23 protein-coding genes and 4 pseudogenes are annotated in these 22,998 nt (G+C 65.9%); 20 read left to right on the top strand and 7 right to left on the bottom strand.

What is annotated here, in order from left to right:
* Positions 1-131 precede the first annotated feature (131 nt).
* Complete coding sequence (locus A5724_RS24345) at positions 132-1,073, top strand: cyclopropane mycolic acid synthase family methyltransferase (RefSeq protein WP_067808443.1); 942 nt, start codon at positions 132-134, stop codon at positions 1,071-1,073.
* Between the two features lie 91 nt (positions 1,074-1,164).
* The gene (locus A5724_RS24350; RefSeq protein WP_156752436.1) at positions 1,165-2,049 is read left to right on the top strand and encodes a cyclopropane mycolic acid synthase family methyltransferase; all 885 of its coding nucleotides are present in this window, start codon (positions 1,165-1,167) and stop codon (positions 2,047-2,049) included.
* Positions 2,050-2,055: 6 nt separating this feature from the next.
* Here A5724_RS24350 and A5724_RS24355 read toward each other — a convergent pair whose 3' ends face one another.
* Positions 2,056-3,306: a KasA/KasB family beta-ketoacyl-ACP synthase gene (locus A5724_RS24355; RefSeq protein WP_067808445.1), complete on the bottom strand. Its 1,251-nt coding sequence runs from the start codon at positions 3,304-3,306 to the stop codon at positions 2,056-2,058.
* 252 nt (positions 3,307-3,558) lie between these two features.
* Here A5724_RS24355 and A5724_RS24360 point away from each other — a divergent pair, with 252 nt between their 5' ends.
* The 3 genes and pseudogenes from A5724_RS24360 to A5724_RS24370 all read left to right on the top strand — a co-directional run bounded on the left by A5724_RS24360 (position 3,559) and on the right by A5724_RS24370 (position 6,426).
* Positions 3,559-5,157 carry an aldehyde dehydrogenase (NADP(+)) gene (locus A5724_RS24360; protein ID WP_067808447.1) on the top strand — a complete coding sequence of 533 codons (1,599 nt, stop codon included), beginning with the start codon at positions 3,559-3,561 and terminating at the stop codon, positions 5,155-5,157.
* Between the two features lie 3 nt (positions 5,158-5,160).
* Positions 5,161-5,328: pseudogene (locus A5724_RS24365) on the top strand (dihydrodipicolinate synthase family protein); the annotation flags it as partial.
* A gap of 171 nt (positions 5,329-5,499) precedes the next feature.
* Positions 5,500-6,426 carry a LysR substrate-binding domain-containing protein gene (locus A5724_RS24370; RefSeq protein ID WP_067808771.1) on the top strand — a complete coding sequence of 309 codons (927 nt, stop codon included), beginning with the start codon at positions 5,500-5,502 and terminating at the stop codon, positions 6,424-6,426.
* On the opposite strand, the gene A5724_RS24375 is transcribed toward A5724_RS24370, so the two are convergent.
* The gene (locus A5724_RS24375) at positions 6,423-7,832 is read right to left on the bottom strand and encodes an amidase (RefSeq protein WP_067808451.1); all 1,410 of its coding nucleotides are present in this window, start codon (positions 7,830-7,832) and stop codon (positions 6,423-6,425) included. The genes A5724_RS24370 and A5724_RS24375 overlap by 4 nt on opposite strands.
* A gap of 236 nt (positions 7,833-8,068) precedes the next feature.
* Here A5724_RS24375 and A5724_RS24380 point away from each other — a divergent pair, with 236 nt between their 5' ends.
* On the top strand, positions 8,069-8,401 hold the full coding sequence (locus tag A5724_RS24380; RefSeq protein ID WP_067808453.1) for a hemophore-related protein: 333 nt from the start codon (positions 8,069-8,071) through the stop codon (positions 8,399-8,401).
* 24 nt (positions 8,402-8,425) lie between these two features.
* Here the strand turns inward: A5724_RS24380 and A5724_RS33325 are convergent.
* A pseudogene (locus A5724_RS33325) lies at positions 8,426-8,928 on the bottom strand (NAD(P)-dependent oxidoreductase); the annotation flags it as partial.
* Between A5724_RS33325 and A5724_RS35210 the strand changes: the two are divergent.
* Positions 8,927-9,075, top strand: a pseudogene (locus A5724_RS35210) (hydroxyacid dehydrogenase); the annotation flags it as partial. The pseudogenes A5724_RS33325 and A5724_RS35210 overlap by 2 nt on opposite strands.
* Before the next feature lie 156 nt (positions 9,076-9,231).
* Here the strand turns inward: A5724_RS35210 and A5724_RS24390 are convergent.
* Positions 9,232-10,809 (bottom strand): serine/threonine-protein kinase, encoded by a 1,578-nt coding sequence (locus A5724_RS24390; RefSeq protein ID WP_067808773.1) that lies wholly within the window; start codon positions 10,807-10,809, stop codon positions 9,232-9,234.
* 235 nt (positions 10,810-11,044) lie between these two features.
* Between A5724_RS24390 and A5724_RS24395 the strand changes: the two genes are divergently transcribed.
* The 4 genes from A5724_RS24395 to A5724_RS24410 are packed head-to-tail and all read left to right on the top strand — an operon-like array spanning position 11,045 to position 15,875.
* Positions 11,045-13,294 (top strand): MMPL family transporter, encoded by a 2,250-nt coding sequence (locus tag A5724_RS24395; protein ID WP_082965261.1) that lies wholly within the window; start codon positions 11,045-11,047, stop codon positions 13,292-13,294.
* 3 nt (positions 13,295-13,297) lie between these two features.
* Complete coding sequence (locus tag A5724_RS24400; protein ID WP_067808458.1) at positions 13,298-14,359, top strand: type III polyketide synthase; 1,062 nt, start codon at positions 13,298-13,300, stop codon at positions 14,357-14,359.
* Between the two features lie 2 nt (positions 14,360-14,361).
* Positions 14,362-14,865, top strand: a complete 504-nt coding sequence (locus A5724_RS24405) for an isoprenylcysteine carboxyl methyltransferase family protein (RefSeq protein WP_067808460.1) — start codon at positions 14,362-14,364, stop codon at positions 14,863-14,865.
* Positions 14,862-15,875: an NAD(P)/FAD-dependent oxidoreductase gene (locus A5724_RS24410; protein WP_067808463.1), complete on the top strand. Its 1,014-nt coding sequence runs from the start codon at positions 14,862-14,864 to the stop codon at positions 15,873-15,875. Before A5724_RS24405 ends, A5724_RS24410 begins: the two co-directional genes overlap by 4 nt.
* Here the strand turns inward: A5724_RS24410 and A5724_RS24415 are convergent.
* On the bottom strand, positions 15,856-17,196 hold the full coding sequence (locus tag A5724_RS24415) for a cytochrome P450 (protein WP_067808465.1): 1,341 nt from the start codon (positions 17,194-17,196) through the stop codon (positions 15,856-15,858). The genes A5724_RS24410 and A5724_RS24415 overlap by 20 nt on opposite strands.
* Positions 17,197-17,398: 202 nt before the next feature.
* Between A5724_RS24415 and A5724_RS24420 the strand changes: the two genes are divergently transcribed.
* Positions 17,399-18,205, top strand: coding sequence for a cutinase family protein (locus A5724_RS24420; RefSeq protein WP_067808467.1), 807 nt, complete (start codon positions 17,399-17,401; stop codon positions 18,203-18,205).
* 35 nt (positions 18,206-18,240) lie between these two features.
* Complete coding sequence (locus A5724_RS33910) at positions 18,241-18,414, top strand: hypothetical protein (protein ID WP_156752437.1); 174 nt, start codon at positions 18,241-18,243, stop codon at positions 18,412-18,414.
* Positions 18,415-18,427: 13 nt separating this feature from the next.
* Here A5724_RS33910 and A5724_RS24425 read toward each other — a convergent pair whose 3' ends face one another.
* A complete protein-coding gene (locus A5724_RS24425; RefSeq protein WP_067808469.1) occupies positions 18,428-18,787 on the bottom strand; it encodes an Rv2640c family ArsR-like transcriptional regulator in 360 nt (119 codons plus the stop codon).
* 101 nt (positions 18,788-18,888) lie between these two features.
* On the opposite strand from A5724_RS24425, the gene A5724_RS24430 reads away from it, so the two are divergent.
* The 3 genes and pseudogenes from A5724_RS24430 to A5724_RS24440 all read left to right on the top strand — a co-directional run.
* Positions 18,889-19,356 carry an ArsI/CadI family heavy metal resistance metalloenzyme gene (locus A5724_RS24430; protein WP_067808471.1) on the top strand — a complete coding sequence of 156 codons (468 nt, stop codon included), beginning with the start codon at positions 18,889-18,891 and terminating at the stop codon, positions 19,354-19,356.
* A 124-nt stretch (positions 19,357-19,480) separates the two neighbouring features.
* Complete coding sequence (locus A5724_RS24435) at positions 19,481-20,107, top strand: aquaporin (RefSeq protein WP_082965250.1); 627 nt, start codon at positions 19,481-19,483, stop codon at positions 20,105-20,107.
* 2 nt (positions 20,108-20,109) lie between these two features.
* Positions 20,110-20,520: pseudogene (locus A5724_RS24440) on the top strand (arsenate reductase ArsC); the annotation flags it as partial.
* 9 nt (positions 20,521-20,529) lie between these two features.
* Here A5724_RS24440 and A5724_RS24445 read toward each other — a convergent pair.
* A complete protein-coding gene (locus A5724_RS24445; protein ID WP_067808777.1) occupies positions 20,530-21,063 on the bottom strand; it encodes a DinB family protein in 534 nt (177 codons plus the stop codon).
* A gap of 79 nt (positions 21,064-21,142) precedes the next feature.
* On the opposite strand from A5724_RS24445, the gene A5724_RS24450 reads away from it, so the two are divergent.
* The 4 genes from A5724_RS24450 to A5724_RS24455 all read left to right on the top strand — a co-directional run bounded on the left by A5724_RS24450 (position 21,143) and on the right by A5724_RS24455 (position 22,926).
* On the top strand, positions 21,143-21,637 hold the full coding sequence (locus A5724_RS24450; protein WP_067808779.1) for a hypothetical protein: 495 nt from the start codon (positions 21,143-21,145) through the stop codon (positions 21,635-21,637).
* 101 nt (positions 21,638-21,738) lie between these two features.
* Positions 21,739-21,870, top strand: a complete 132-nt coding sequence (locus A5724_RS34970) for a hypothetical protein (protein ID WP_255397299.1) — start codon at positions 21,739-21,741, stop codon at positions 21,868-21,870.
* A 26-nt stretch (positions 21,871-21,896) separates the two neighbouring features.
* Positions 21,897-22,049 carry a hypothetical protein gene (locus A5724_RS34270; RefSeq protein WP_197518780.1) on the top strand — a complete coding sequence of 51 codons (153 nt, stop codon included), beginning with the start codon at positions 21,897-21,899 and terminating at the stop codon, positions 22,047-22,049.
* An 82-nt stretch (positions 22,050-22,131) separates the two neighbouring features.
* Positions 22,132-22,926 (top strand): DUF4239 domain-containing protein, encoded by a 795-nt coding sequence (locus A5724_RS24455; RefSeq protein ID WP_232004963.1) that lies wholly within the window; start codon positions 22,132-22,134, stop codon positions 22,924-22,926.
* Positions 22,927-22,998 lie beyond the last annotated feature (72 nt).

The raw sequence follows: 22,998 nt of genomic DNA on the forward strand, positions 1-22,998 counted from the left end.
GCAACCTCAATTCAGGACTCACTTCGGTTGAGTGCCAACGATCTTGAACGACAGGCGTAATCTCGGCTCAAGTGTCCAAGCAGCTGACACTGAAACCAACCGCCCGTTTCGACCGCCGGACAGGATGCACAGTGGCAGAAACCAGCCGTGAAACCCAGGTCAAACCGGTCTCACCCGCACAGTCCAAGTGGCTGTCCAAGTCAGCGGCGCAGACCCGCGGCTCGGACAAGAAGGAAGTCCAGTTCCACTACGACATTTCGAACGACTTCTTCAAATTGTGGCAGGACCCCACGCAGACGTATAGCTGCGCATACTTCGAGCGCGACGACATGACGCTCGAGCAGGCGCAAATGGCCAAGGTCGACCTTTCTCTCGGCAAGCTCGGTTTGCAGCCCGGGATGACGCTTCTCGACATCGGCTGCGGTTGGGGGTCGACCATCGCCCGCGCCGTGGAGAAATACGACGTCAACGTCATCGGTCTGACGCTGTCGGAGAACCAGAAGCGCCACATCGAGGACTACTGGTTCGCCAACCTCAAGAGCGACCGCAAGATGGAAGTCCGGCTACAGCCGTGGGAGGAGTTCGAGGGCCAGGTCGATCGGATCGTGTCGATCGGCGCCTTCGAGCACTTCGGCTTCAACAAGTACGACGACTACTTCAAGAACACGTTCAGTTGGCTGCCCGACGACGGAGTGATGCTGCTGCACACGATCATCATTCCGAGCGACGAGGAGATCAAAGCCAAGAAATTGCCGCTGACGATGTCCAACGTTCGCTTCATCAAGTTCATCATGGACGAGATCTACCCGGGGGGCCGGCTGCCGCTGGCGTCGATGGTGAAGGAGCACGCGGCGGCGGCCGGCTACACCGTGACACGTGAGCAACACCTTCAGCCGCACTATGTTCGGACGCTCGACACCTGGGCGGCTAATCTCGAATCGAAGAAGGACGAGGCCATCGCGATCACGTCCGAACAGATCTACGAACGCTTCATGAAGTACCTGACCGGCTGCGCCGATCTCTTCCGCAACGGCTACACCGATGTTTGCCAGTTCACATGCGAGAAGGGTTGATTGGGCCGATGAACGAACCCTGAGGTAGAACAAAGGGGGGGTCGGTCCGTCAGCGATCGCACAGCGATCTGTCCGGAGGAGGTCGATAACAGTGGCCAATAGCAACGCGAGTTCGACACCGTTGCGTCCGCACTTCGAGGAAATACAAGCCCACTACGACCTTTCCGACGATTTCTTCGGGACCTTCCAGGACCCCTCGCGGACGTACAGTTGCGCCTACTTCGAGCGCGACGACATGTCGCTCGAAGACGCGCAGATGGCCAAGATCGATCTCGCACTGGACAAACTCGACCTGCAGCCGGGGATGACGCTGCTGGATGTCGGATGCGGCTGGGGCTCGGTGCTCAAACGCGCCGTCGAGAAGTACGACGTCAACGTGATCGGCCTGACGCTGAGCAAGAACCAATGCGTGTACTGCCAGCACCTGCTGCAGGAGATGGAATCGGAGCGCTCGCGCAACGTGTCCCTGCAGGGCTGGGAGGAGTTCAGCGGCTCTGTCGACCGCATCGTCAGCATCGAGGCGTTCGAGGCCTTCCCGAAGGACCGCTACGCCGCCTTCTTCGAAACCTGCTTCCGCAGTCTGCCGTCCGGCGGCCGGATGGTCCTGCAGACGATCCTGGGGCATCCGCTGAAGCGCTGGCCCGACATGGGCATTCCGATCACCATGTCGGACTTGAAGTTCATGCGCTTCATCGCCAAGGAGATCTTCCCCGGCGGCGCCATCCCGTGCGACGAAGACATCGCCGAATACTCAGGCGCCGCCGGGCTTTCGCTGGAGCACACGCAGTACCTGAACGAGCATTACGTGCGGACCCTCGACACATGGGCGGCCAATCTGGAGGCCGCGCACGACGAGGCCGTGGCCGCCACGTCCGAAGAGGTTTATCAGCGCTACATGCGCTACCTGACCGGATGCTCGGACTTCTTCAACCGCGGTATCAGCGAGTTGGGACAGTTCACGCTCGTCAAGCCCTGAGCATGCTCACGCGGCACCGAAGACCAGCGCGACGTTGTTGCCGCCCATCCCGAATGAATTGGCCACCGCGTAGCGGTAATCGGCGCGCCGCGCGTCGCCGGTGACGACGTCGAGGTCGATCTCGGGATCGAGTTGCTTCACATTGCGCGTCGGCGGCACGACGCCGTCGCGCAGCGCCTGCACCGTCAGCACGGCCTCCACCGCCCCTGCCGCGCCGAGTGAGTGACCGAGCGCGGCCTTGGGGGCGTAGACCGCGGGCTTGTGGTCGCCGAACGCCCGGCTGATCGCGCGCGCCTCGGCCAGGTCACCGAGCGCCGTTCCGGTGGCGTGCGCTTTGACGTGGTCGATGTCGGACGGCGTCAACCCGGCCAGTTCGATGGCGCGGGTGATGGCCGCGGCGGCCTGTTCGCCGGTCGGGTCCGGCTCGACGTTGTCGTAGCCGTCCGACGTCATGGCCGCACCCATCACCCGAGCCAGGATCGGCGCGTTGCGGGCCTTCGCGTGCTCCTCCGTCTCGATCAGCATTAGCGCGCCGCCCTCGCCGAGCACCATGCCGTCGCGGTCCTTGTCGAACGGCCGGCAGGCCCCTTCCGGATCGTCGTTGTTGGTGGACAACAGCCCCATCTGCCAGAACGACGCGACCGGGACCGCCTCGATATGCGTTTCCACGCCACCACAAATCGCGACGTCAGCCTCACCGAGCACAATCTGCCGCCACGCCTCCGCGACTGCCGCGGCGCCCGACGTGTCCGCCATCACCGGCGAGATGATGCCCGCCTTGGCCTCGCGATCGAGTCCGACGGCGGCGGCGGGCGCGTTGGGCATGTACATCTGCACCGCCAGCGGCGACACCGCGCGCAGCCCTTTTTCCTTCCACATGTCGTACTGCTCCGCGATCTCCTGCGTGCTGCCCAGTGCCAGGCCGATGGAGATCATCAACCGCCGGGTATCGACGTCGGGAGTTCCTGCGAGCTCCCACAGCCGCCTGCCCAAGACCAGCGACATCTTCTGCATGTACGCGAGCCGTCGCAGTTCGACACGGCTCAGGTGCTCGTCGAAGTTCTCCTGCAGCGAACCGCCGATGCGCACCGGCGATTCGAACTCGGGCACGAACGGCTTGTCCAGTTCGCGAATGCCGCTGTGCCCTTCGAGCAATAACTGCCACGTCTTTTCTGCGTCCGACGCAAGCGATGTGGTCGACGTTATCGCGGTGACGACAACGTCGGCGAACCCATCGCCGGTACTCAACGGTGCCATGCCTGCTGGATTCCTTCGCTTGCCGACCGTCTTCGGGTGCTCCACACCAGATTAAAGTCTTCGGCGGGAGCCGACAGTCCTTCACCTCAGCTGTTCGTCGGGTGACCTTGCCGTCAGGTTTGCTCGATACCCCGCGTCGCGCCAGGCGAAACCGCGCGTCGCGCGGTGGTCGAGCCATTAATGCATGCGTTGCATTATTCGGGCCTATATCGGTTTTGGACAAGCATTGATATGCCTCCTACCGTTGCTGATATGACTGCAACGATGTCCGACACCTCGCGCCTGACTGGTCAGATGCTGATCGCCGGTTCAACTGTGCGCGGCGCCGGCACGCCGATCCGCGGGTTCAACCCGAGCACCGGCCAGGACCTCGAGCCCGCCTACGCGTACGGCGATGAGTCCCATGTCGACGCCGCTTGTGCGGCCGCCGCTGCGGCCTTCGCGGCCTACCGTTCGACATCGTCGGAGCAGCGCGCGGGGTTCCTCGAGGCGATCGCGGCGAATATCGAGGCCATCCGCGACGACGTCATCGCCCGCGCCGTCGCTGAATCCGGACTCGCCGAAGCCCGGATCACCGGCGAGGTCGGCCGTACCACCGGTCAGCTGCGGCTGTTCGCCGACGTGCTGCGTGAAGGCAGCTGGAACGAGGCCCGCATCGACCCCGCGCTTCCGGACCGGAAGCCATTGCCCCGCCCTGATGTTCGGCAACGCTCCATCGCCATCGGACCGGTGGCCGTATTCGGCGCCAGCAATTTCCCGTTGGCGTTCTCGGTTGCAGGAGGCGACACTGCGTCGGCGTTGGCCGCAGGCTGCCCCGTCGTCGTCAAGGCGCACGACGCCCACCCGGGCACCTCGGAGTTGATCGGCCGCGCGATCACCGAAGCCGTCACCGACAGCGGACTGCCCGCAGGCACGTTCTCGTTGCTGTACGGTTCCGGACCCGGGCTGGGTATCGCGCTCGTGACCGACCCGCGCATCAAGGCCGTCGGCTTCACCGGTTCCCGTACCGCTGGAATGGCTCTCGTCGCCGCGGCCGCGGGCCGTCCCGAACCCATCCCGGTGTACGCCGAGATGAGCTCCATCAACCCGGTGTTCCTGCTCGACGGCGCGCTGGCGACCCATGGCGCGGACCTCGGCCGGGCATTCGTCGCGTCCCTGACCATGGGCTCCGGCCAGTTCTGCACCAACCCCGGCCTGGTGATCGCTGTCAACGGCCCCGGCCTCGACACGTTCCTTGGTGCGGCCCGCGACGCGGTGGCGCAAGCGCCCGCGACGCCGATGCTCACGCCGGGCATCGCGTCGAACTACGCCGCCGGTGTCGATGCGCTCAGCGGCGCGGCCGATCTCGTCGTGCGCGGCGGCGCCGACGATAACCAAACCACCTGCCGCGCTGCCCTGTTCGCGACCGATGCGAAAAGCTTCCTGTCGACCGAGGCCCTGCAGGCCGAGGTCTTCGGCTCGTCCAGCTTGATCGTGCGCTGCGCCGACGCGGCCGAGATGCGCACCGTCGCGGAGAACATCGAGGGCCAGCTGACTGCCACCGTGCACGCCGACGAATCCGACTACGACGAGGCTCGTCAGCTGGTCCCTCTGCTCGAGCTCAAAGCAGGCCGAATCCTGTTCGACGGCTGGCCCACCGGTGTCGAGGTCGGCCACGCCATGGTGCACGGTGGCCCATACCCTGCGACGTCGGACTCGCGCACCACGTCCGTCGGGTCGCGCGCGATCGAGCGCTTCCTGCGCCCGGTCGCATACCAGAACGCGCCGAAGGCGCTGCTGCCGAGCGCAATTGCCGACGGCAACCCCGACCACCTGTGGCGGCGCATCGACGGCCGACTCACACAAGACTGACCCGTGACACCGATCAACGAGACCGGCGAGGTCGATCTCGACCTGCTGGCGCGACATGTCGGCAGCGGCGTCGACGCCGGCCCCGGCGGTGTGTTCATCGCGTGCGGCACAGGCGAATTCCGTGCTCTTGAAGCCGAGGAGTTCGGCCGCGTGGTCCGGACCGCTGTCGATCCGCAGTTCGAGACGCTCAGCTCACGCTGGTAGCGATATCGCCGAACGTGGGTTACCCGCACGCTTCGGGTGCCTGAGACGTGCGTTGAGCCCACACTCGGCGGTCGACGGAGCCTAGACTGATGCAGAATGGGCACGCGATTGGCGTGCAGTGATGCGAGGAGTGCATCGGTGTTTTCGCTTGCCCGGCTGTCCTGTTTCGTCGCCGTCGCTGAGGAGCTGCACTTCGGGCGGGCCGCCGAGCGACTCCGCATGACGCAGCCGCCACTGAGCAGGCAGATCCAGCAGCTGGAGAACGAGCTCGGAGTGCAACTCATCGATCGCACGACGCGGACCGTAACGCTGACACCGGCGGGGCTGGCGTTTTTGCCCGATGCCCGGCGCATCCTGCAGCTCGCGGAGGGCGCAGCGCAGACGGTGAAGCGGATCCCCGAAGGGGACCTGGGCACCGTCGTCGTCGGGTTCACCGCGGCGACGGCTCATGTCGTGCTGCCCCGCCTGCTCGGCGCGGCGCGGGAGAAGCTGCCCGACGTGAAATTGGATCTACGGGAGATGGTGACGGCGGTACAGCTCGAGGGGCTGATGGCCGGCGAGCTGGACCTGGGGATGGCGCGGCCGCCGGTGAAGCGACCGGGCCTGGTGTCGCGGCCGCTGCTGCACGAACAGTTGATCGCGGCGCTGCCGGAGGCGCATCCGATGGCGTCGCTGGGCCGGCAGTTGACGCTCAACGATCTCGACGGCCAGGACGTCATCATGTACTCGCCGGTGCAGGCGCGGTATTTCAATGAGTTGCTCATCAGCACGTTCACGATCGCTGGGGCGACCCCGCGCTATGTGCAGTACGTGACGCAGGTGCACACGATGCTGGTGTTGGTGCGCTCGGGCATCGGTATCGCGCTGGTGCCCGCGTCGGCGGCGACGCCGCATCCCGACGGGGTGGTATTCCGCTCCATCGGCGCGTTCCGGGAGCGGCCCGTCGAATTGGACGCGGTGTGGCGGGGGGACAGTCCGAATCCCGCGCTGCTGCGGCTGTTGAGAGATGTTCTGCCGCAGCGGGAATGGACGACGGACGACCTGGTCGAGGACGTGGTTGGCTAGCCGTCCGCGATTCGGGTGAAGGGCCGGGCCTCCTCGAGTTCGAGCGCCAACTCCAGCAGAAGCGCTTCGCGTCCGAGGTCGGCGGAGAGCATCATACCGATCGGCATTCCGTTCGCGGTTTCGGCGAGCGGCAGCGAGATAGCGGGTTCGCCGGTGATGTTGGCCAGCGGTGCGAACGCGTTCCAGCTGATCCCTCGGTCGATGATATGGGCGGCGTCGGCGGTCGGGCCGGGGCAGCCGAGGCGCGGCGTCGCGTCGGCCGTCGTCGGGCTCAGCACCACGTCATAGCCCTCGAAGAACCGTGCGGTGCGCCGCCGGACGGCGCGCAAACGCAGTATCGCGGCAGGGAGGCGGTGCAGGTTGTGACGGGCGTAGTGGTCCAGGCCGCGCGTCAGGTTGGTCAACCGGTTGCGATCGAACGTGTCGCCGAACGCGCGCTGGATGCCCTTCACCTGCCACCGGGCGAGCAGGGCCCAATACAGCACGAAGTCGTCGGTCACAGTGGAAGGAATCGGAAGCTTTTCGACGTGGTCGACGCGGTGGCCGAGCTGTTCGAGCAGGCTGGCGGTTTTCATCGTCAGCTCACGTACTTCGGGGCTGCACTCGCGCTTGTCCGAACGGGTGACGACGCCGATCCGCAACCGTTGCCTGCCTGGATGCTTCACGTCGCCGATCGGCGGCAGTGTTGGATGGCGCCAGTCGCGTTCAATCTCGCGGTAGAAGGCCGCGGTGTCACGCACCGACCGGGTCAGCACGCCGTTGACGAGCAGATGAACCGGAATGCGTGCCCTGTCGTCCAGCGGCAGTCTGCCCCGCGACGGCTTCAAGCCCACCAGGCCGGTGCAGGAGGCCGGCAGCCGGACCGAGCCACCGCCGTCGTTACCGTGCGCGATCGGCACCGCACCGGCGGCGACGAGTGCGGCCGAGCCCGATGAGGAACCGCCTGCGGTGTATTCGGTGTGCCACGGGTTGCGGACCGCGCCCAGTCGAGGATGTTCGGCGGTTCCGGCCAGCCCGAGTTCCGGCATCTGGGTTTTGCCCAGCGATATCAGCCCGGAGGCCAGGTAGAGCCGGGTGCACTTGCTGTCGGCCGCGGGCCGGTGCGGCACCCAGGCATCCGAGCCCGACTTCGTCGGCAGCCCCGCCACACCGACACAGTCCTTGATGAAAGTCGGTACACCGGCGAAGAATCCGCCATCCCGACCTCGCTCCGATACCTTGGCGCGTGCCTGGTCGAACGCCTGACACGCCAAGCCGCCCAGCGCCGGATTGACCGACTCGGTGCGCGCGATGGCGGCGTCCACTACCTCGGACCCGGTCACCCGCCCGGCTTTGACAGCCTCGGCCAGAGCGACCGCGTCGAGTTCGCCGAGAGCGTCGTCGGTGAAAGCGTGTACGTGCGTCATGGTTCGCCCCCCGTTGCGCAAGCCTCGCTGATTGTATGCCCTCGAACGTTGCTGGGATCGTTTATTTCGCCGTTCAGTGGGTTCTTTGGACTTTGCTTGAAATGACAACTAACGCCGGTTTCGAGCCGACGCCATGAGAGTTGTTCTCTCTCAACGAAAATGAACGATCGGGGATCCCGTCGAGGCGGTGCGGTCTTCACTCGTTGCGCACGTCCACGCCGTGCTAGCGTGAATTCATGCTGTCGAGGATGAAAGTGGTTGTAGCCGCTGCCAGTATCGCGCTGCCGCTCGGCCTCGGAACCGGGATCGCCTCGGCGCAACCCGACGTGACCTCGGTTGTGAACACGACATGCACCTACGATCAAGTCATCGCGGCGCTCAACGCCAACTCACCGGGCGATGCCGCTCAGTTCACGAGCAGCCCCGTCGCGGTGGGGTGGTTGCATTCATTTCTCGGCGCACCTCGTGATCAACGCCAGCAGATGATTCAGCAAGTGCAGAGTATCCCGGCCGCGGGGCCATACACTGGGCTTGTTCTGCAGGTAGCCAATTCCTGCAACAAGTACTGAGGTTGCTGGACAGGGTGTTCAGGGTCACCCCGACGTGGCCGCAGGTATCGGAGCCGGCGTGACCAGCGTGCCGGTCCGCAAGAAGCTGTCGAGGTTGCGCAGCGTCAATTTCTCCATCGCCGCACGGGTTTCCACCGTTCCGCTCGCCACGTGCGGCAGCACCACGACGTTGTCCATCGTCAGCAACACCTCCGGCAGTTTGGGCTCATCGATGAACACGTCGAGTCCCAGCGCATCGATCACCTCGCGGCTCACCAACCCCGTAGTGCCGGAGCCCCCGGCCGCCGCGACGATCAGCACATCGACGGCTGCCGCCAGCTCCACCGGCGACCCCACATAGGTGTAGACGAACCCTCGACTGCGTGCCGATTGTGATACCAGATCACACATCCAAATGCGCTGAGCCGCTTCGCAATTGCGCTGCCGATCCGACCCAGGCCGATGACGCCCACTCTTTTGTTGCTCACTTGATGCGTCAGCGGGTAGTTCCCGTCCACCGACCACCGACCCGCCCGCACATAACGGTCCCTGGGCGGCACGCGTATCGGGTTCGTCGGGTTCGGGCACATCGGACGGTGTGCGTGGAACCTGTTCCGCGCCTTCGGTTCTGCAGGTCAGCGGTGACGGGCTCGGGTCGGGTGCCTGACTGCGGCTTGGCGTGGGCCGCCGACGTGAGAAGACCACGGGCATGATCGGTGCTGCGCAGTTGAACGCGCTGCGCAGCTGCCGAATGTATTGATGACGCCGCATTCGTCAGGCGTCACGCGACACGTCCATGGGCCGGGCCGACGACGTGGCGGCGATGGCCGAACGCACTACTGGGCGAGGGCCTAACCGTTGCCCGACGAGTACTCCAACGCCGGCTCGTTGGAATCCACATGACCGTTGCTGCGGATGGTCAGGTGATCGGGTCGCACCTCGTAGCTCGCCCCGTCCTCTGGATTGACGACATCGAAGCCGCCGCCGTTGGGCACGGCGTTGGCCAGCCGGACGTTCGCGCCGTCGCGCAGTCGTTCGCCGTGGTAGTAGTAGCTGCCCGACGGTGTCTGGCAGATCACGGCCAGTGACTGCGCGGTCCTGATCGCCGCGGTAGGCGTGCTGCCCGCGTCGCACCGGGCGGCGTGTCCGACGAAGCCCTGCGCGTCGCTGCCCGAAACGCCGGGCAGCGGTGTCCCGCTGGTGGTGGGAGTCGTCGACGTCGTGGTGGTGGGCGGGGTGGTCGTCGTGGTGGACGGCGACACCGTCTCGGTCTGTGTGGTGGTCGAAGGCGGCGGCACCGCCATGGTCGTCGTCGGTGGTGGCGCCGCGGTCTGCCTGTCGCCGTCGAACAGCTGCATCGCCAGCACCACTGCGACACCGAACAACAGGATGGTCGCCACCACCAACGCCACCTGACCGGCTCGGAACCGCGACGTGCGGGCCACCGGTTCGGGCGCCGGAAGCGCGGGCGGCGGGTACGGCGTGTATCCCGTCCCAGCTGGATTGGCGTACATCGCCGAGAACTGCATGGTCGATGGCGGCGCGCCGGGCGCAGCCGCAGGCACGGGCGCCGGCGCGGGCGGCACCGGGCCGCCGGACAGCGCGGCCGTCGCGGCCTTGGCCATCTCCCCCGCCGACGAGAACCGGTCGCCGGGCTTCTTGGCCATGCCCTTGGCGATCACGTCGTCGAACGCGCGCGGGATCCCCCGGCGCATGATGCTCGGCCTCGGCGGCGGCGAGAACATGTGCGCGGTCATCAGCTGCCGCAGGTCGCCGGTCTCGAACGGAGGACGTCCGGTCAACATCTCGTAGAGCAGGCAGGTCAGCGAGTACACGTCCGCCGACGGCCCGACCTGCCCGCCGCTGAACCGCTCCGCGGACATGTACGCGCACGAGCCGATGATCAGCCCCGTCATCGTCATGCTCGCATCGCCGCCGCCGTGCGCGATCCCGAAGTCCACCAGGTAGGCGAAGTCGTCGGGCGTGAGTAGCACGTTTTCCGGCTTGATGTCGCGATGGACCAGGCCGTCGGCGTGTGCCGCATCCAGGGCGGCGGCCACCTGCGAGATGATCCGAGTCGCCCGCCCTGGCTCGATCGGCCCGTTCGCCCGCAGTTCGTCCTTCAGGCTGCCACCCTCGACCAGCCGCATGTCGATGTACAGCACGCCGTCGATGTCGCCGAAGTCGTGCACGGGGATGACGTGCGGCTCCTGCAGTCGCGCGGCCACGCGGGACTCCCGCCGGAATCGCTCCTGATAGTTCGGGTCCGCGGCCATCTCGGCGCGCAGCACCTTCACCGCCACCGTGCGCTCCTTCACCGTGTCGTAGGCGCGGTACACCTCGCCCATCCCGCCGACTCCGATCAGGGCGTTGAGCTCGTAGGGCCCGAAACGGGTGCCCAGGCGCGAGCCACCGTGTGCGGAGGTCATGCTCATCCTTTCGGTCCTAACCATTTCGAACCCCGACGCGCAGTGTTACACCCGTGTTCCCACATTGGATGCACGCATAACGTTGCCGAAATCAAAGCGCAGCAAAGCAACTGGCTTCGGCGCCACGTGGACACCACACTACGGACACCTGACCGGTGCCGCATGTCCCGCCACATTGAACGCTTGCCGACCGTCTTTCGTGTTAAGGGCGAGAAGACTGAGCGGAGGAGACGCCCTGCTGCGCCGGATCGCCGTAGTGGCCATCACCGCACCGCGACGGGTGATCACGTGTGCGGTGCTGCTGACCGTCGCGCTCGGCATTTTCGGCGTGCCGGTTGCTAAGAGCCTGTCCGCCAGCGGATTCCAGGATCCGACGTCGGAGTCGACGCGCGCGACGCGCATCCTGACCGACCAATTCCATCAGGGCGACGTGCAATTGCTGATCGTCGTCTCCACACCCGAGGGTATGGACAGCGCACCAGCTCACGCGGCAGCCAACCGCATCGTCGACCAACTCCGAAGTTCGCCACACGTCGCGCAGGTGACGTCTCCGTGGACCGCGCCGCCGTCGGCCGCCGCCGACCTGGTCAGCCGCGACCGCACCTCGGGTTTGATCGTCGCAGGCATCATCGGCAACGAAAATGACCAGCAGCGTTACGCCAAGGAACTGTCCGACCAGGTGGCGGCCGACCACTCCGCCCTCCCCGGCGTCACCGTCCGGACAGGTGGGACCGCGATGGTGAACGTGCAGATCACCGAACAGTCGCAGCGTGACCTACTGGTGATGGAGTCGCTGGCGATACCGCTCAGCTTCCTGGTGCTGGTCTGGGCGTTCGGCGGGCTGGTCGGGGCCGCGCTGCCCGTGGCGGTGGGGGTGATGTCGATCCTCGGCGCGCTCGCCGTGCTGCGCCTGATCGCGTTTGCCACCGACGTGTCGATCTTCGCGCTCAACCTCACCACCGCGATGGGGCTGGCGTTGGCGATCGACTACACGCTGCTGATGATCAGCCGGTTCCGCGACGAAATGGCTGAGGGCGCCAGTCGCGACGACGCCGTGCTGCGCACGATGGTGTCGGCGGGCCGCACCGTCGCGTTCTCCGCGACGATCGTCGCGCTGTCGATGGCTGTCATGGTGCTCTTCCCGATGCACTTCCTGAAGTCGTTCGCCTACGCGGGGGTGGCGACCGTGACGTTCGCGGCGCTGGCGGCGATCGTCGTCACACCCGCCGCGCTGGTGCTGCTGGGCGATCGCATGCGCGGTCGCGTCAAGACCCGACCCGTGCCCGTCGAGCAGAGGTTCTGGTACCGGTCGGCGAGTTGCGTTATGCACAAGGCGATTCCGCTCGGCTTGGCGGGGGTGGCGCTGCTGCTGTTCCTAGGCGCACCGTTTTTCAACGTTCGGTGGGGATTCCCCGACGACCGCGTGCTGCCGAAGTCGGCGTCGTCGCATCAAGTCGGTGACCAGGTACGCCAGGACTTCCTACACAACTCCGACGCCGCGGTGACCGTCGTCGTCGGCGACATGACCGGCGTCGGCCCCACCGAGATCGGCCGGTACGCCGCCGAGTTGTCCCGCGTGCCTGACGTATCCGCTGTATCGGCGCCGACCGGGACGTTCATCGACGGTAAGTGGGTCGGCCCGCCATCGTCGCCCACCGGGCTGAACGCCAACAGCGCCTTTTTGACCGTCGACAGTTCGGCTCCGCTGTTCTCCGACGCGTCGGAGACCCAGCTCGACCGGTTGCACGCCGTGCCGGGGCCCGCGGGCAAAGCCGTTGACATGACCGGCCTGGCGCAGACCAACCGCGACAGCGTCGACGCCATCACGTCACGGCTGCCCCTGGTGCTCGGGCTCATCGCCGTCATCATGCTCGTGCTGCTGTTCCTGCTGACCGGCAGCGTCGTGATGCCGTTGAAAGCGTTGATCCTCAACGTACTTTCGCTGACCGCGGCGTTCGGCGCGATGGTTTGGATATTCCAGGAGGGCCATTTCGGCGCGCTCGGCACCACGCCCACCGGAACGCTGGTGGCCAACATTCCGGTGCTGCTGTTCTGCATCGCGTTCGGGTTGTCGATGGACTACGAGGTGTTCCTGGTCTCCCGAATTCGCGAATTCTGGCTGGCGTCGGGGCAGACCCGCGCCGACAACGACGAGAGCGTGGCGCGCGGCATCGCCCACACCGGTCGGATCATCACCGCTGCCGCACTGATCATGTCGATCTCGTTCGCGGCGTTGATCGCCGCCGAGGTCGCGGTGATGAAGTTGTTCGGCCTCGGTTTGACGCTGGCGATACTGGTCGATGCGACCCTGGTGCGGATGGTGCTGGTGCCGGCGTTCATGCACGTTATGGGGCAATGGAATTGGTGGGCGCCCCGCTGGCTGGTCGCGGTGCATCGGCGGCTCGGATTCAGCGAGGGTGACACACCTGCACAGCAACAGCACAGAGATGCAATCGAACCCACCGGACCCGGGCCCCGTGTCTAGGTAGTGAGTGTTATCGCGGCCGTAAACGGCATCGTCCCCCCGAATCGGTACCGCCAGGACGAGATCACCGACACGTTCATCGCTGACCCTGCCTTCGCCGGACATGAGCGGATCATCCGCAGCCTGCACAAGAGCGCGAAGGTCGACGCCAGGCATCTCGTCCTTCCGCTCGAACGGTATGCGACGTTGAGTGACTTCGGCGAGACCAACGACCTGTTCATCGAGCAGGCCGTCGAGTTGGGGTGCGCGGCCCTTTCCGGCGCGCTGGAAGACGCCGGATTGCGGCCCACCGATGTCGACCTGATCATGACGACCACGGTCACCGGCATCGCGGTGCCGTCGTTGGACGCCCGCATCGCCGAACGCCTCGGACTGCGATCCGACGTCCGCCGGGTGCCGATCTTCGGCCTCGGTTGCGTGGCGGGCGCGGCGGGTGTCGCACGTCTGCACGACTATCTGCGCGGCGCGCCAGACGAAGTCGCGGTGCTGGTGTCGGTCGAATTGTGTTCGTTGATGTACGCGGCGGCCGAACCGACGATGGCCACACTGGTCGGCAGCGCACTGTTCGCCGACGGTGCGGCAGCGGTGGTCGCAGTAGGGGATCGGCGCGGCCTGCACGACGGGGTCGCAGGGCCCGATGTGGTTGCCACGCGCAGCCGGATGTACCCCGACTCGCTGGGGATAATGGGTTGGCACGTCGACGCTTCCGGCTTCCAGCTGGTGTTGTCGCCCGATCTGCCCGATCTGATCGAACGCCATTTCGCCGACGATGTCACCGGCTTCTTGGCAGAACACGATCTCACCGTCGACGACGTCGGCTCGTGGGTGTCACATCCCGGCGGCCCAAGGGTTCTCGAGTCGATCACCACCGCGCTGGACCTCGACGACGACGCGCTCGAACTGTCGTGGCGGTCGCTCAGCGAGATCGGCAATCTGTCGTCGGCGTCGGTGCTGCACATCCTGCGCGACGCGCGTGCGAAGCCACCGGCGCCGGGCACGCCCGGTCTGTTGATGGCGATGGGACCGGGGTTCTGCGCTGAACTCGTGTTGTTGCGCTGGCACTGAGCATGGTGTGGTATTCGCTGCTGATCGCCGCGGTGGCGGCCGAACGGATCGTCGAACTGGTTGTCGCCCAACGTAATCTGGCGTGGAGTCGGGCGCGCGGCGGTCTCGAGTTCGGCGCGCGGCACTATCCGGTGATGGTGGCACTGCACACCGCATTGCTGGTCGGGTGTCTGGTGGAGGCGGCGCACCGCCCTTGGGCGCCTGCGCTGGGCTGGCCGATGCTGGTGGTGGTGCTCGCCGCTCAGGGGCTGCGCTGGTGGTGCATCAGGACACTGGGGCACCAGTGGAACACCCGGGTCGTCGTCATTCCCGACGGGTCGCGGGTGACCGGCGGCCCGTACCGGTTTATCTCACACCCCAATTACGTCGCGGTCGTCGCCGAAGGGATCGCGTTGCCATTGGTGCACACGGCGTGGGTGACGGCGGTGATGTTCACGGCGCTCAACGCGTTGCTGCTGCGCACCCGCATCGGCGTCGAGAACGCCGCACTGGAGACTCTGCGGTGATCGACCTGTTGGTCGCGGGCGGCGGTCCGGCAGGGCTGGCCACCGCGATCCTCGGCGCCCGCGCTGGGCTCGAGGTCGTCGTGGTCGAGCGCCGCGTCGGGCCCGTCGACAAGGCGTGCGGTGAGGGGTTGATGCCGCACGCCGTCGCGCTGTTGGGTGACCTCGGTGTGGATCCGCCCGGCGCACCGTTTCACGGCATCACCTACATCGACGGCGGACACCGCGTCACCGGCCGATTCCGTGCGGGCGCCGGTCGCGGGGTGCGTCGCACCGCGTTGCACGGTGCGTTGCTCGAGGCGGCGACGGCGGCCGGGGTGCCCATCGTGCACGGCGAGATCGGGCCGGTCAGCCAGACCGCTACCTCAGTGCGCTGCAGCGGCTTCGAGTCGCGGTATCTGGCCGCCGCCGACGGTTTGCACTCCCCGATCCGCAGTGCGTTGGGGTTGGCGCAGCCGTCGCGCGGACGGCGGCGCTGGGGTATCCGCCGTCATCATGTGATGGCGCCGTGGAGCGACTGCGTCGAGGTGTACTGGTCGCACGATGCGGAGGCGTATGTCACGCCCGTGGCCGCCGACTGCGTCGGGGTCGCGGTGCTCACGTCGCGCAGAGGGGGTTTCGACGCGCATCTGTCGGCGTTTCCCGATCTGCGGCAGCGGGTGCGGCAACGAGCGCACGGCCCTGACCGCGCGGCGGGCCCGCTGCGGCAGCGGGTGCGCAGCAGGACGGCAGGCCGGGTGATGCTGGTGGGTGACGCCGCGGGGTATGTCGACGCGTTGACCGGTGAGGGCCTCGGCATCGCGTTCGGCGCGGCGGCGCTCGTGGTGGAATGCGTTGTGGCGCAACAGCCGCAGCAGTACGACCGACGTTGGCGCCGGATGTCGCGGCGCTACCGGTTGTTGACGGCGGCGGCGCTGGAGGCCAGCGGGTCGCCGTTACGGTCGCGGGTTGTGCCTGCCGCAGAACGCTTTCCGGGGGCGTTCGCTGGTGTGGTCAACCTGTTGGCTGAGTAGCGGCAACATGCGCGGGCCGCAGAGCCTGAACCCGGATGCGGGCACCGTTGCGCGGGATCATGATCACATGCTTGACCTTCTGCGACTCCGCGGCCGCCGTCGTCGTCGCCAGCTCGACCCGGCGCAGCACCTCGCGCAGCACCACGCGCATCTCGACCATCGCGAACGTCGCACCCAGGCAGCGACGGTTGCCGCCACCGAACGGGAACCAGGTCGTCGGGCTCAGCGTCGCACCGATCATCCGGTCGGGATCGAACCGATCCGCGTCCGGGTACACCTCGGAGTCGCTGTGCACCAATCCGATTCCCGGAACCACCATCACGCCGGCGGGTAAGCGGTAGCCCGCCAATTCCACCGGTTTCTTGAGAACCCTGCCCACGTCGTAGACGACCGGACGGATCCGCAGCGTCTCCTTGGCCACCGCGTCGAGGTACTCGTCGTCGCCGGAATCGGCCGCACGGACCGCCTTTTCGAGGGCGCCCGGGTGGCGGGTGAGCCGTTCCAATGCCCACGACAGTGCGGTCGCGGTGGTGTCGTGGCCCGCGACGAGCAGCGTCATCAACTGGTCACGCAGCTCGCGGTCGCTGAGCGTGCGGCCGTCTTCGTCGGTGGCGCGCACCAGCATCGCCAACACATCGGTGCGCTCCTCGAGATGCGGGTCGGCGCGACGGTCGGCGATCTCCGCATAGAGCAACCGGTCGGCCTCTTGGATGCGTTCCCACAGTGTGCGCCACGGCCGCCGGGTTTGCAGTTGCGGGCGCGCGATCGCCAGCGACGCCCACTGCCCGACGTTGAGCAGCTTGGGCATCACCGCCCGCAGCGCAGCCAGACGTGAGGCATCGCTGGCGCCGATCACGGTCCGCAGGATCACCTCGAGCGTGATCTCCGACATCTTCGGCGCCACCGGGAAGGGTTGAGACACCGGCCATTCCGCGATGTTGGCCGCGGCGATCTGCGCCATTTGCGCGGCCTGCCTGGCCACCGCATCCCGGTGAAACGGCGGCAACATCAGGCGACGCCGGTCGCGGTGCACGTCGTCGTCGATCACCAACACCGAGGTGTCGCCGAGCAGGCCGCTGAGCATCGCGTTGGCCTCACCGGCGTGAAATACGCTCGGGTCGCCCGCGAACACTTTCTTGATCACGGCCGGATCGGCCACGTACACCATCGGTGGCACGGTCAGTGCGCGAATGGTGAACACCTTGCCGTAGCGACGGCCGCATGCGTTGACGAACCGAGGCCAGTACCGCAGGAACACGACTGTCTGAAGCCACTTGGGTAGCCGGGGACCCGGCGGCAACGCTGCCGCTATTTGACTCATGCCTAACAGGCTACGCCCGAGGCTGGCCGATGTGAACCCTTCGCCATGGTTCGCGCCGAGACTGCACACAGGGTCGTAATCGGCTCCAGACAACGACCGTGAGTGCAATTTCGGGCACTCGCAATCCAGTCCTTAACGCCGCGTTCATGTTTCGTTTGATTCTCGACAGGCCGTCGTCGCCACGGTGTGTCAACATTGCGCAGTGCGGGCGCGCTCAATCGCAGTTCTCATCGGCATCGCGGCGGCATCCTTGACGCCGCCGCACGCATCCGCGCAGCCCTGCCCGGACGTCGAGGTCGTCTTCGCCCGCGGCACCACCGAAGACCCAGGTGTCGGGCCGACAGGACAGGCTTTCGTGGACGCGCTGCGGCCCCGCCTTGGCGCCAGGACGATGACCGTCTATCCGGTCGACTACCCCGCCACCATCGACTTCCCCACCGCCATCGACGGGGTCAGGGACGCCAGCGCACACATCGAGGCGACGGCGGCGAACTGCCCCAACACCAAGATCGTGCTCGGTGGGTTTTCCCAAGGTGCGGCCGTTTCGGGTTTCGTCACCGCGAACGTGATACCGGACGGTGCGCCCGACGGCGTGCCGAACCCGATGCCGCCCGACGTCGCCAACCACGTGGCCGCGGTCGCGCTGTTCGGAAAACCGAACGCCCGCTTCATGCGAGCGATCCACGAACCGCAGATCGAGGTCGGCCCGGCGTACGCGGCCAAGACCATCGACTTGTGCGTCCCCGATGACTTTGTCTGCTCGAACGGGCAGGACTTCAACGCGCACACGCAGTATGTCGAGAGCGGAATGGTCGATCAGGCAGCGACTTTCACCGCCGATCATGTGTTGGCGGCGCTGGCGCCGCCGCCTTCCGCGCCAGCACCCGCTCCCCCGCCGCCTGCCGATCCGGCCGCGCCGGCCCCGCCGTCGTACAACCCTCTTCGACCGCTTCCCCCGGGGACAGTGATGCGCTGCGACACCACCTGTCACATCATCGGCCCCACCTGACGGATAATTTCAGCAGCCATCGACGGAGGTGCTGCATGACTGAGAACCGCGTCGGCCCGGGTCACGACTACGAGTACGACGAAGCACACGACGCGACGGCGCAACCGGAGGCCGCAGCGCCGGTACGTCATCGAGTCGACGCCCCCCAGCCGAGCCCGGATCCTGGTGGGGATTACGGCTACGACGAGGCCCACGATTTCGGCGGCTGACTCGCCGCCCTGCTCACCTGCAGCAGTTAGGGTCCAGGACGCTGCACAACGCACCGAGGGCATCGCGGTGCGGCCGGTGGTACACGTTCATGCCGCGCCGATCCGACTCCACGAGTCCAGCGCGCCGGAGGTGGCCCACGTGGTGGCTCACGGTGGACTCCGTCAACCCCAACGCCTTCGAAAGGTCGCCGCTGTTCTCTTCACCCGATGCCGAGCTGAACAGGTAGGACATGATCTTCACCCGCGCGGGGTCAGCAAGGGCTTTGAGCCGAAGCGCCACCTGCAGCGCGTCTTCATCGGTCATCGGGCCTGCGGCGACGGGCGCACAGCAGACCGGCGCAGACATATCGATCATCGGCAGAGTCTTCGGCATGCATCAATACTGCCAGGGATCTTGACATACATCAAAAAGGTGGGAAGCTGGGCCTAGCGCGCTACTTCGATATATGTCTCACAGGTAGGAAGGAGCTCACTATGTCCCGAGTTCAACTGGCACTCAATGTCGACGACCTCGACGAGGCGATCGCGTTTTACTCCACGTTGTTCAACGCCTCGCCGGCCAAGGTGAAGGAGGGCTACGCCAACTTCGCCGTGGCCGACCCGCCTCTGAAGCTGGTCCTGATCGAGAACCGGGGTCAGGGCGGCACCATCAATCATCTCGGCGTCGAAGTCGAATCCAGCGACGCCGTCCACGGCGAGATCGCCCGGCTTTCCGACGCCGGACTGTTCACCGACGAAGAGATCGGCACGACCTGTTGCTTCGCGTTGCAGGACAAGGTGTGGGTCACCGGCCCGGCAGGTGAGAAGTGGGAGGTCTACACGGTGCTCGCGGACTCCGACACCTTCGGCAGCAGTCCCAAGCATGTCGACGAGGACGAAGGCGGCAGCGTCTGCTGCGGTGGTCAGGCCGAGCCGTCGCAAGCCAGTGCATCCTGCTGCTGACTCCAAGTGCCGTCGGGATCGTCGGACTGACTGCCCGCGGTCACGGGGGGTGATTCCTGAAGCGTTGCAGAAGCTTTCGCGAGTGGTGGGCGCTGGCAGTCTGGTGGGTAGCGGGTAGGTGGACATGGAGAACTCGACCGCGACGGTATTCGGGTTGGCGGTGCTGATTTTGATGTTCGGCCCCGTCTCCGGCGCGCACTTCAACCCCGTCGTGACTGCAGCCGACTGGCTGCTTGGCCGCCGGTCCGGCAGTGGTATCGCCGGAAGCGATGCGATCGCCTACACCGTGGTTCAAACAGTCGGGGCATTCGTCGGGGCGTGGCTGGCCAACATCATGTTCGACCGTCAGGTGTTCGAATGGTCCGCCAAGGACCGCATCACAAACGGTCACCTGGTCGGCGAGATCGTCGCGCCAGCCGGATTGATCGCCTTGATCTTCGCCCTCGCCCGTACCGGCCGAGCAGCCGTCGCGGCGGCAGCGGTGGGCGCCTACATCGGAGCCGCCTATTGGTTCACCAGTTCGACGTCTTTCGCCAATCCAGCAGTAACCGTCGGCCGCATGTTCTCCGACACCTTCGCGGGCATCGCTCCAGGCTCGGCGCCAGGGTTCATCGTCGCCCAAATCGTCGGTGGTCTCATCGGTCTGGCGTTGATCGTTGCGCTGTACCCGGATTCCGCGCGGGTGGCCGACGACGTCGTCGTGCCGCACCATTCCCCCGATCTCAAGGTCGACCCTGGGAGTTCATCTTGACCGACGGCAGACCCTCGGTGCTGTTCTTGTGCACCCATAACGCCGGCCGCTCGCAAATGGCCCTCGGTTTCTTCACCCATCTAGCCGGAGAGGACGCCGTCGCCTGGTCCGGAGGCTCCGAACCCGGCAACGAGATCAACCCGTCAGCGATCGCCGCGATGGCCGAGGTAGGTATCGACATCACTGGCGAATTCCCCAAGCAGTTAACCGACGAAGTCGTGCAGGCCGCCGATGTCGTCGTCACCATGGGCTGCGGCGACGCATGCCCCTACTTTCCTGGAAAGCGTTACGAGAACTGGGATTTGCCCGACCCCGCCGGTCAACCCGTCGACGCGGTCCGGCCTATCCGCGACGACATCGAAGAGCGTGTCCGCCGCCTTCTCGCCGAACTCGGGGTCACCGCGCGCCGGTAGCGAGCGACGTCACATCTTGGTCAGCGTCAGTTGTTGCCGATGGTGGTCGTAGTGCTGTCCGGGATACCGGTAGATGTCCGCGAGTGTCATGTAGTCGCGGAAATACGGATCCCAGCGAGTCGGGTAATGCATACCGCGAGAAAATGAATCGTCGTTTTCGGTAGCGAGCGACCGCTGCAGCCTGGTGATCTCCCTGTCCATTTTCTCGCCCATCCGGCGGCGATTGTAGACAAGGGCTGCTGCGCAGGTTCCGTAGTAATTGATCATGTGAAACGGTCGCGCGGCCGCGTCGAGAACATGCGCGAACCGGCGGCTGGCGCCGTCAGGTAACCGTCCGAGTATGCGAAAAAGGAAGATCAGCCGTCGCACCACCATGTAGCCGAACACCATGTGGAACAGCAACTGCTCGTTGGTCCACCGCGTGCGCTGGGTGGACTTGTTCCAGTCCTGCTCGTCGGCAGCGTGCAACAAGTGCCGAAAATCGGTCCGGGCACGTTGCAGGTCGGCGGCCAGTGCGGCCCGGTCGGCGGTTGAGTGCGACATCCGATTCGCCTCCATGCAGCTCGATGCGACTCTTGTCGATGATGCGCCCGCGGCGCCTGTAATCTGCGACACTCAGGCGATGACGCGAGGCTGTCTTACCGCCGGCCTGTGCGCTGGGTCGCTCATGGTCGCCGGGTTCCTGTCGCCACCGGCCAGTGCCGACACCGCGTCCTGGAATGGCGAGTACACGATCACGTTCATTGTCGGCCCGAAGTCCGGGACCAGCGTCGCAGCCGGCCAGCCTGAGGGGCAGTACAGCGACACCTATGGGTTCAGCTCGACCTGCACGGGCGGCAAGTGCGTGGCGACGATCGTCAGCGGCCCGCCGCCGCGGAACAAGACGGTTCCAGAACCGATCCAATTCACCTGGGACGGAACGTCGTGGACGCAGACCACCGATTTCCAGTGGGACTGCATGATGCCTGACACCACCATCGAATGGAATCCGGCCCGTTCGACCGTGCGCTATACGCCGCAGCCGGATGGAACACTGGCAGGCACCATGCACACCGACATCCTCAGCGGCGCCTGCCAGGGCACCGTCGAGATGAACATGACGGCTGAGCGCGCCTAGCCTCGTTCCTATCCCGACGGATAGAAAAGCCTTCCCACCGCGTGGCGGAATCTGGCTTGCCGGCGATTACGGATCCGCGGCTCGCGCATGACGATTGACGCATGCTCACCACCAGCTTCACCAAGTTCGCGACCGTGACGAACAGCCAGCAGGTCCTCGAGCCGACCACGCCTCCGCAACGGGTGCCGTTGGCCGTGCTGAGCACCGATGCCCAAATCCAGTTAGCCCCATGACAAGTCTTGCGTGAAGGAGTTCGACGATGTTTGAGTTTGCGCCTGCCACATCCGATATCGACGCCGTCGACTGGCGCGAACTGGCCGACCGGGTATTTCCGGCCGATGCGCTGCGTACGACCCGCCAGCGGACCATCCAGTGGCAGTCCTCGACGTCGGCCGCTGACTCGAGGGCCTGACGGCCAAAAGTTCCGATCGCACGTTCGCAAGCTCGTTGCGCACCTACAGTCGAAATTCGGAGTCGCGGGGAGGAGCGCCGGCTTGAGCCGATGGTTGGTCAACACTCTGCCCTCATGGCTTCTGCTGCTGGGGATCATCGTCGTCATCACCGGCGTAGCGATGCTGATACAGCGCTTCGTTCGTCGTCGCTGCCCACACCTGAGAGGAGAGGAGCACAACGACGTCACGAGGTTTGCGTTCGGCGTCATCGGGTTCGTCTTCGCGTTCTTCATCGGATTCGTGGTGTCGGCGATGTGGGGGCAGATCAACGACGCTGACGGCCGAGCCCGCGCCGAGGGAACCGCCGGCGTGCAACTCGCCAGGGACGCCGTGGTGTTCGACGACGCCGACAGAAACCGGATTCGGACAAGCTTGTTGGAATACGAGCACGCGGCTGTGACCGAATGGAGCGAGGTTGCCAACGGACGCTCCTATCCACAGGCCGACGAAGCGCTGTCCCGTTTGAACGCGGCATATGATCAGGTCCAGGCGATGACCGACGCCCAGAAAGCGCGTCTTTCCGCGTCATACTCCAATCTCGACGCACTCAGTAAGGCACGCGCTGAGCGAGTATTGCAGGCGCGCACAGACATTGGTCCGCCATGGTCGTTGTGGGCGGTCATCTTCCTGACCAGCGGACTGCTGCTCGGCGGCGCGATCATCTATGGCGTGAAGAAACCGGCCACCCACTACACCATGGTCGCCATCCTCGGTGTTCTCGTCGGGGCGCAACTGTTCCTCGTGCTTGAGTTGTCACACCCCTTCATCGGTGAAATCGCGACATCGCCCGAACCGCTGCGCGAAGTGATTCACGTGCTGACGACAGCGCCGGCGTGAGCACCATGCGTCCCGACACCGCGACGTCGGCGCATTGGCCTGAACACCGAATTCATGGCACTTGCCAACCAC

The sequence above is a fragment of the Mycobacterium sp. ACS1612 genome (assembly GCF_001667505.1).
In the GTDB taxonomy this organism is placed as follows: Bacteria; Actinomycetota; Actinomycetes; order Mycobacteriales; family Mycobacteriaceae; genus Mycobacterium.

Excerpts from the sequence above, each read along its gene's own strand:
- A5724_RS24355 (WP_067808445.1), bottom strand. The coding sequence starts at position 3,306 with ATGGCACCGTTGAGTACCGGCGATGGGTTCGCCGACGTTGTCGTCACC.
- A5724_RS24360 (WP_067808447.1), top strand. The coding sequence starts at position 3,559 with ATGACTGCAACGATGTCCGACACCTCGCGCCTGACTGGTCAGATGCTG.
- A5724_RS24375 (WP_067808451.1), bottom strand. The coding sequence starts at position 7,832 with ATGACGCACGTACACGCTTTCACCGACGACGCTCTCGGCGAACTCGAC.
- A5724_RS24380 (WP_067808453.1), top strand. The coding sequence starts at position 8,069 with ATGCTGTCGAGGATGAAAGTGGTTGTAGCCGCTGCCAGTATCGCGCTG.
- A5724_RS24390 (WP_067808773.1), bottom strand. The coding sequence starts at position 10,809 with ATGACCTCCGCACACGGTGGCTCGCGCCTGGGCACCCGTTTCGGGCCC.
- A5724_RS24405 (WP_067808460.1), top strand. The coding sequence starts at position 14,362 with ATGGTGTGGTATTCGCTGCTGATCGCCGCGGTGGCGGCCGAACGGATC.
- A5724_RS24415 (WP_067808465.1), bottom strand. The coding sequence starts at position 17,196 with ATGAGTCAAATAGCGGCAGCGTTGCCGCCGGGTCCCCGGCTACCCAAG.
- A5724_RS33910 (WP_156752437.1), top strand. The coding sequence starts at position 18,241 with ATGACTGAGAACCGCGTCGGCCCGGGTCACGACTACGAGTACGACGAA.
- A5724_RS24425 (WP_067808469.1), bottom strand. The coding sequence starts at position 18,787 with ATGCCGAAGACTCTGCCGATGATCGATATGTCTGCGCCGGTCTGCTGT.
- A5724_RS24430 (WP_067808471.1), top strand. The coding sequence starts at position 18,889 with ATGTCCCGAGTTCAACTGGCACTCAATGTCGACGACCTCGACGAGGCG.
- A5724_RS24435 (WP_082965250.1), top strand. The coding sequence starts at position 19,481 with ATGGAGAACTCGACCGCGACGGTATTCGGGTTGGCGGTGCTGATTTTG.
- A5724_RS24445 (WP_067808777.1), bottom strand. The coding sequence starts at position 21,063 with ATGTCGCACTCAACCGCCGACCGGGCCGCACTGGCCGCCGACCTGCAA.
- A5724_RS24450 (WP_067808779.1), top strand. The coding sequence starts at position 21,143 with ATGACGCGAGGCTGTCTTACCGCCGGCCTGTGCGCTGGGTCGCTCATG.
- A5724_RS34970 (WP_255397299.1), top strand. The coding sequence starts at position 21,739 with ATGCTCACCACCAGCTTCACCAAGTTCGCGACCGTGACGAACAGCCAG.
- A5724_RS34270 (WP_197518780.1), top strand. The coding sequence starts at position 21,897 with ATGTTTGAGTTTGCGCCTGCCACATCCGATATCGACGCCGTCGACTGG.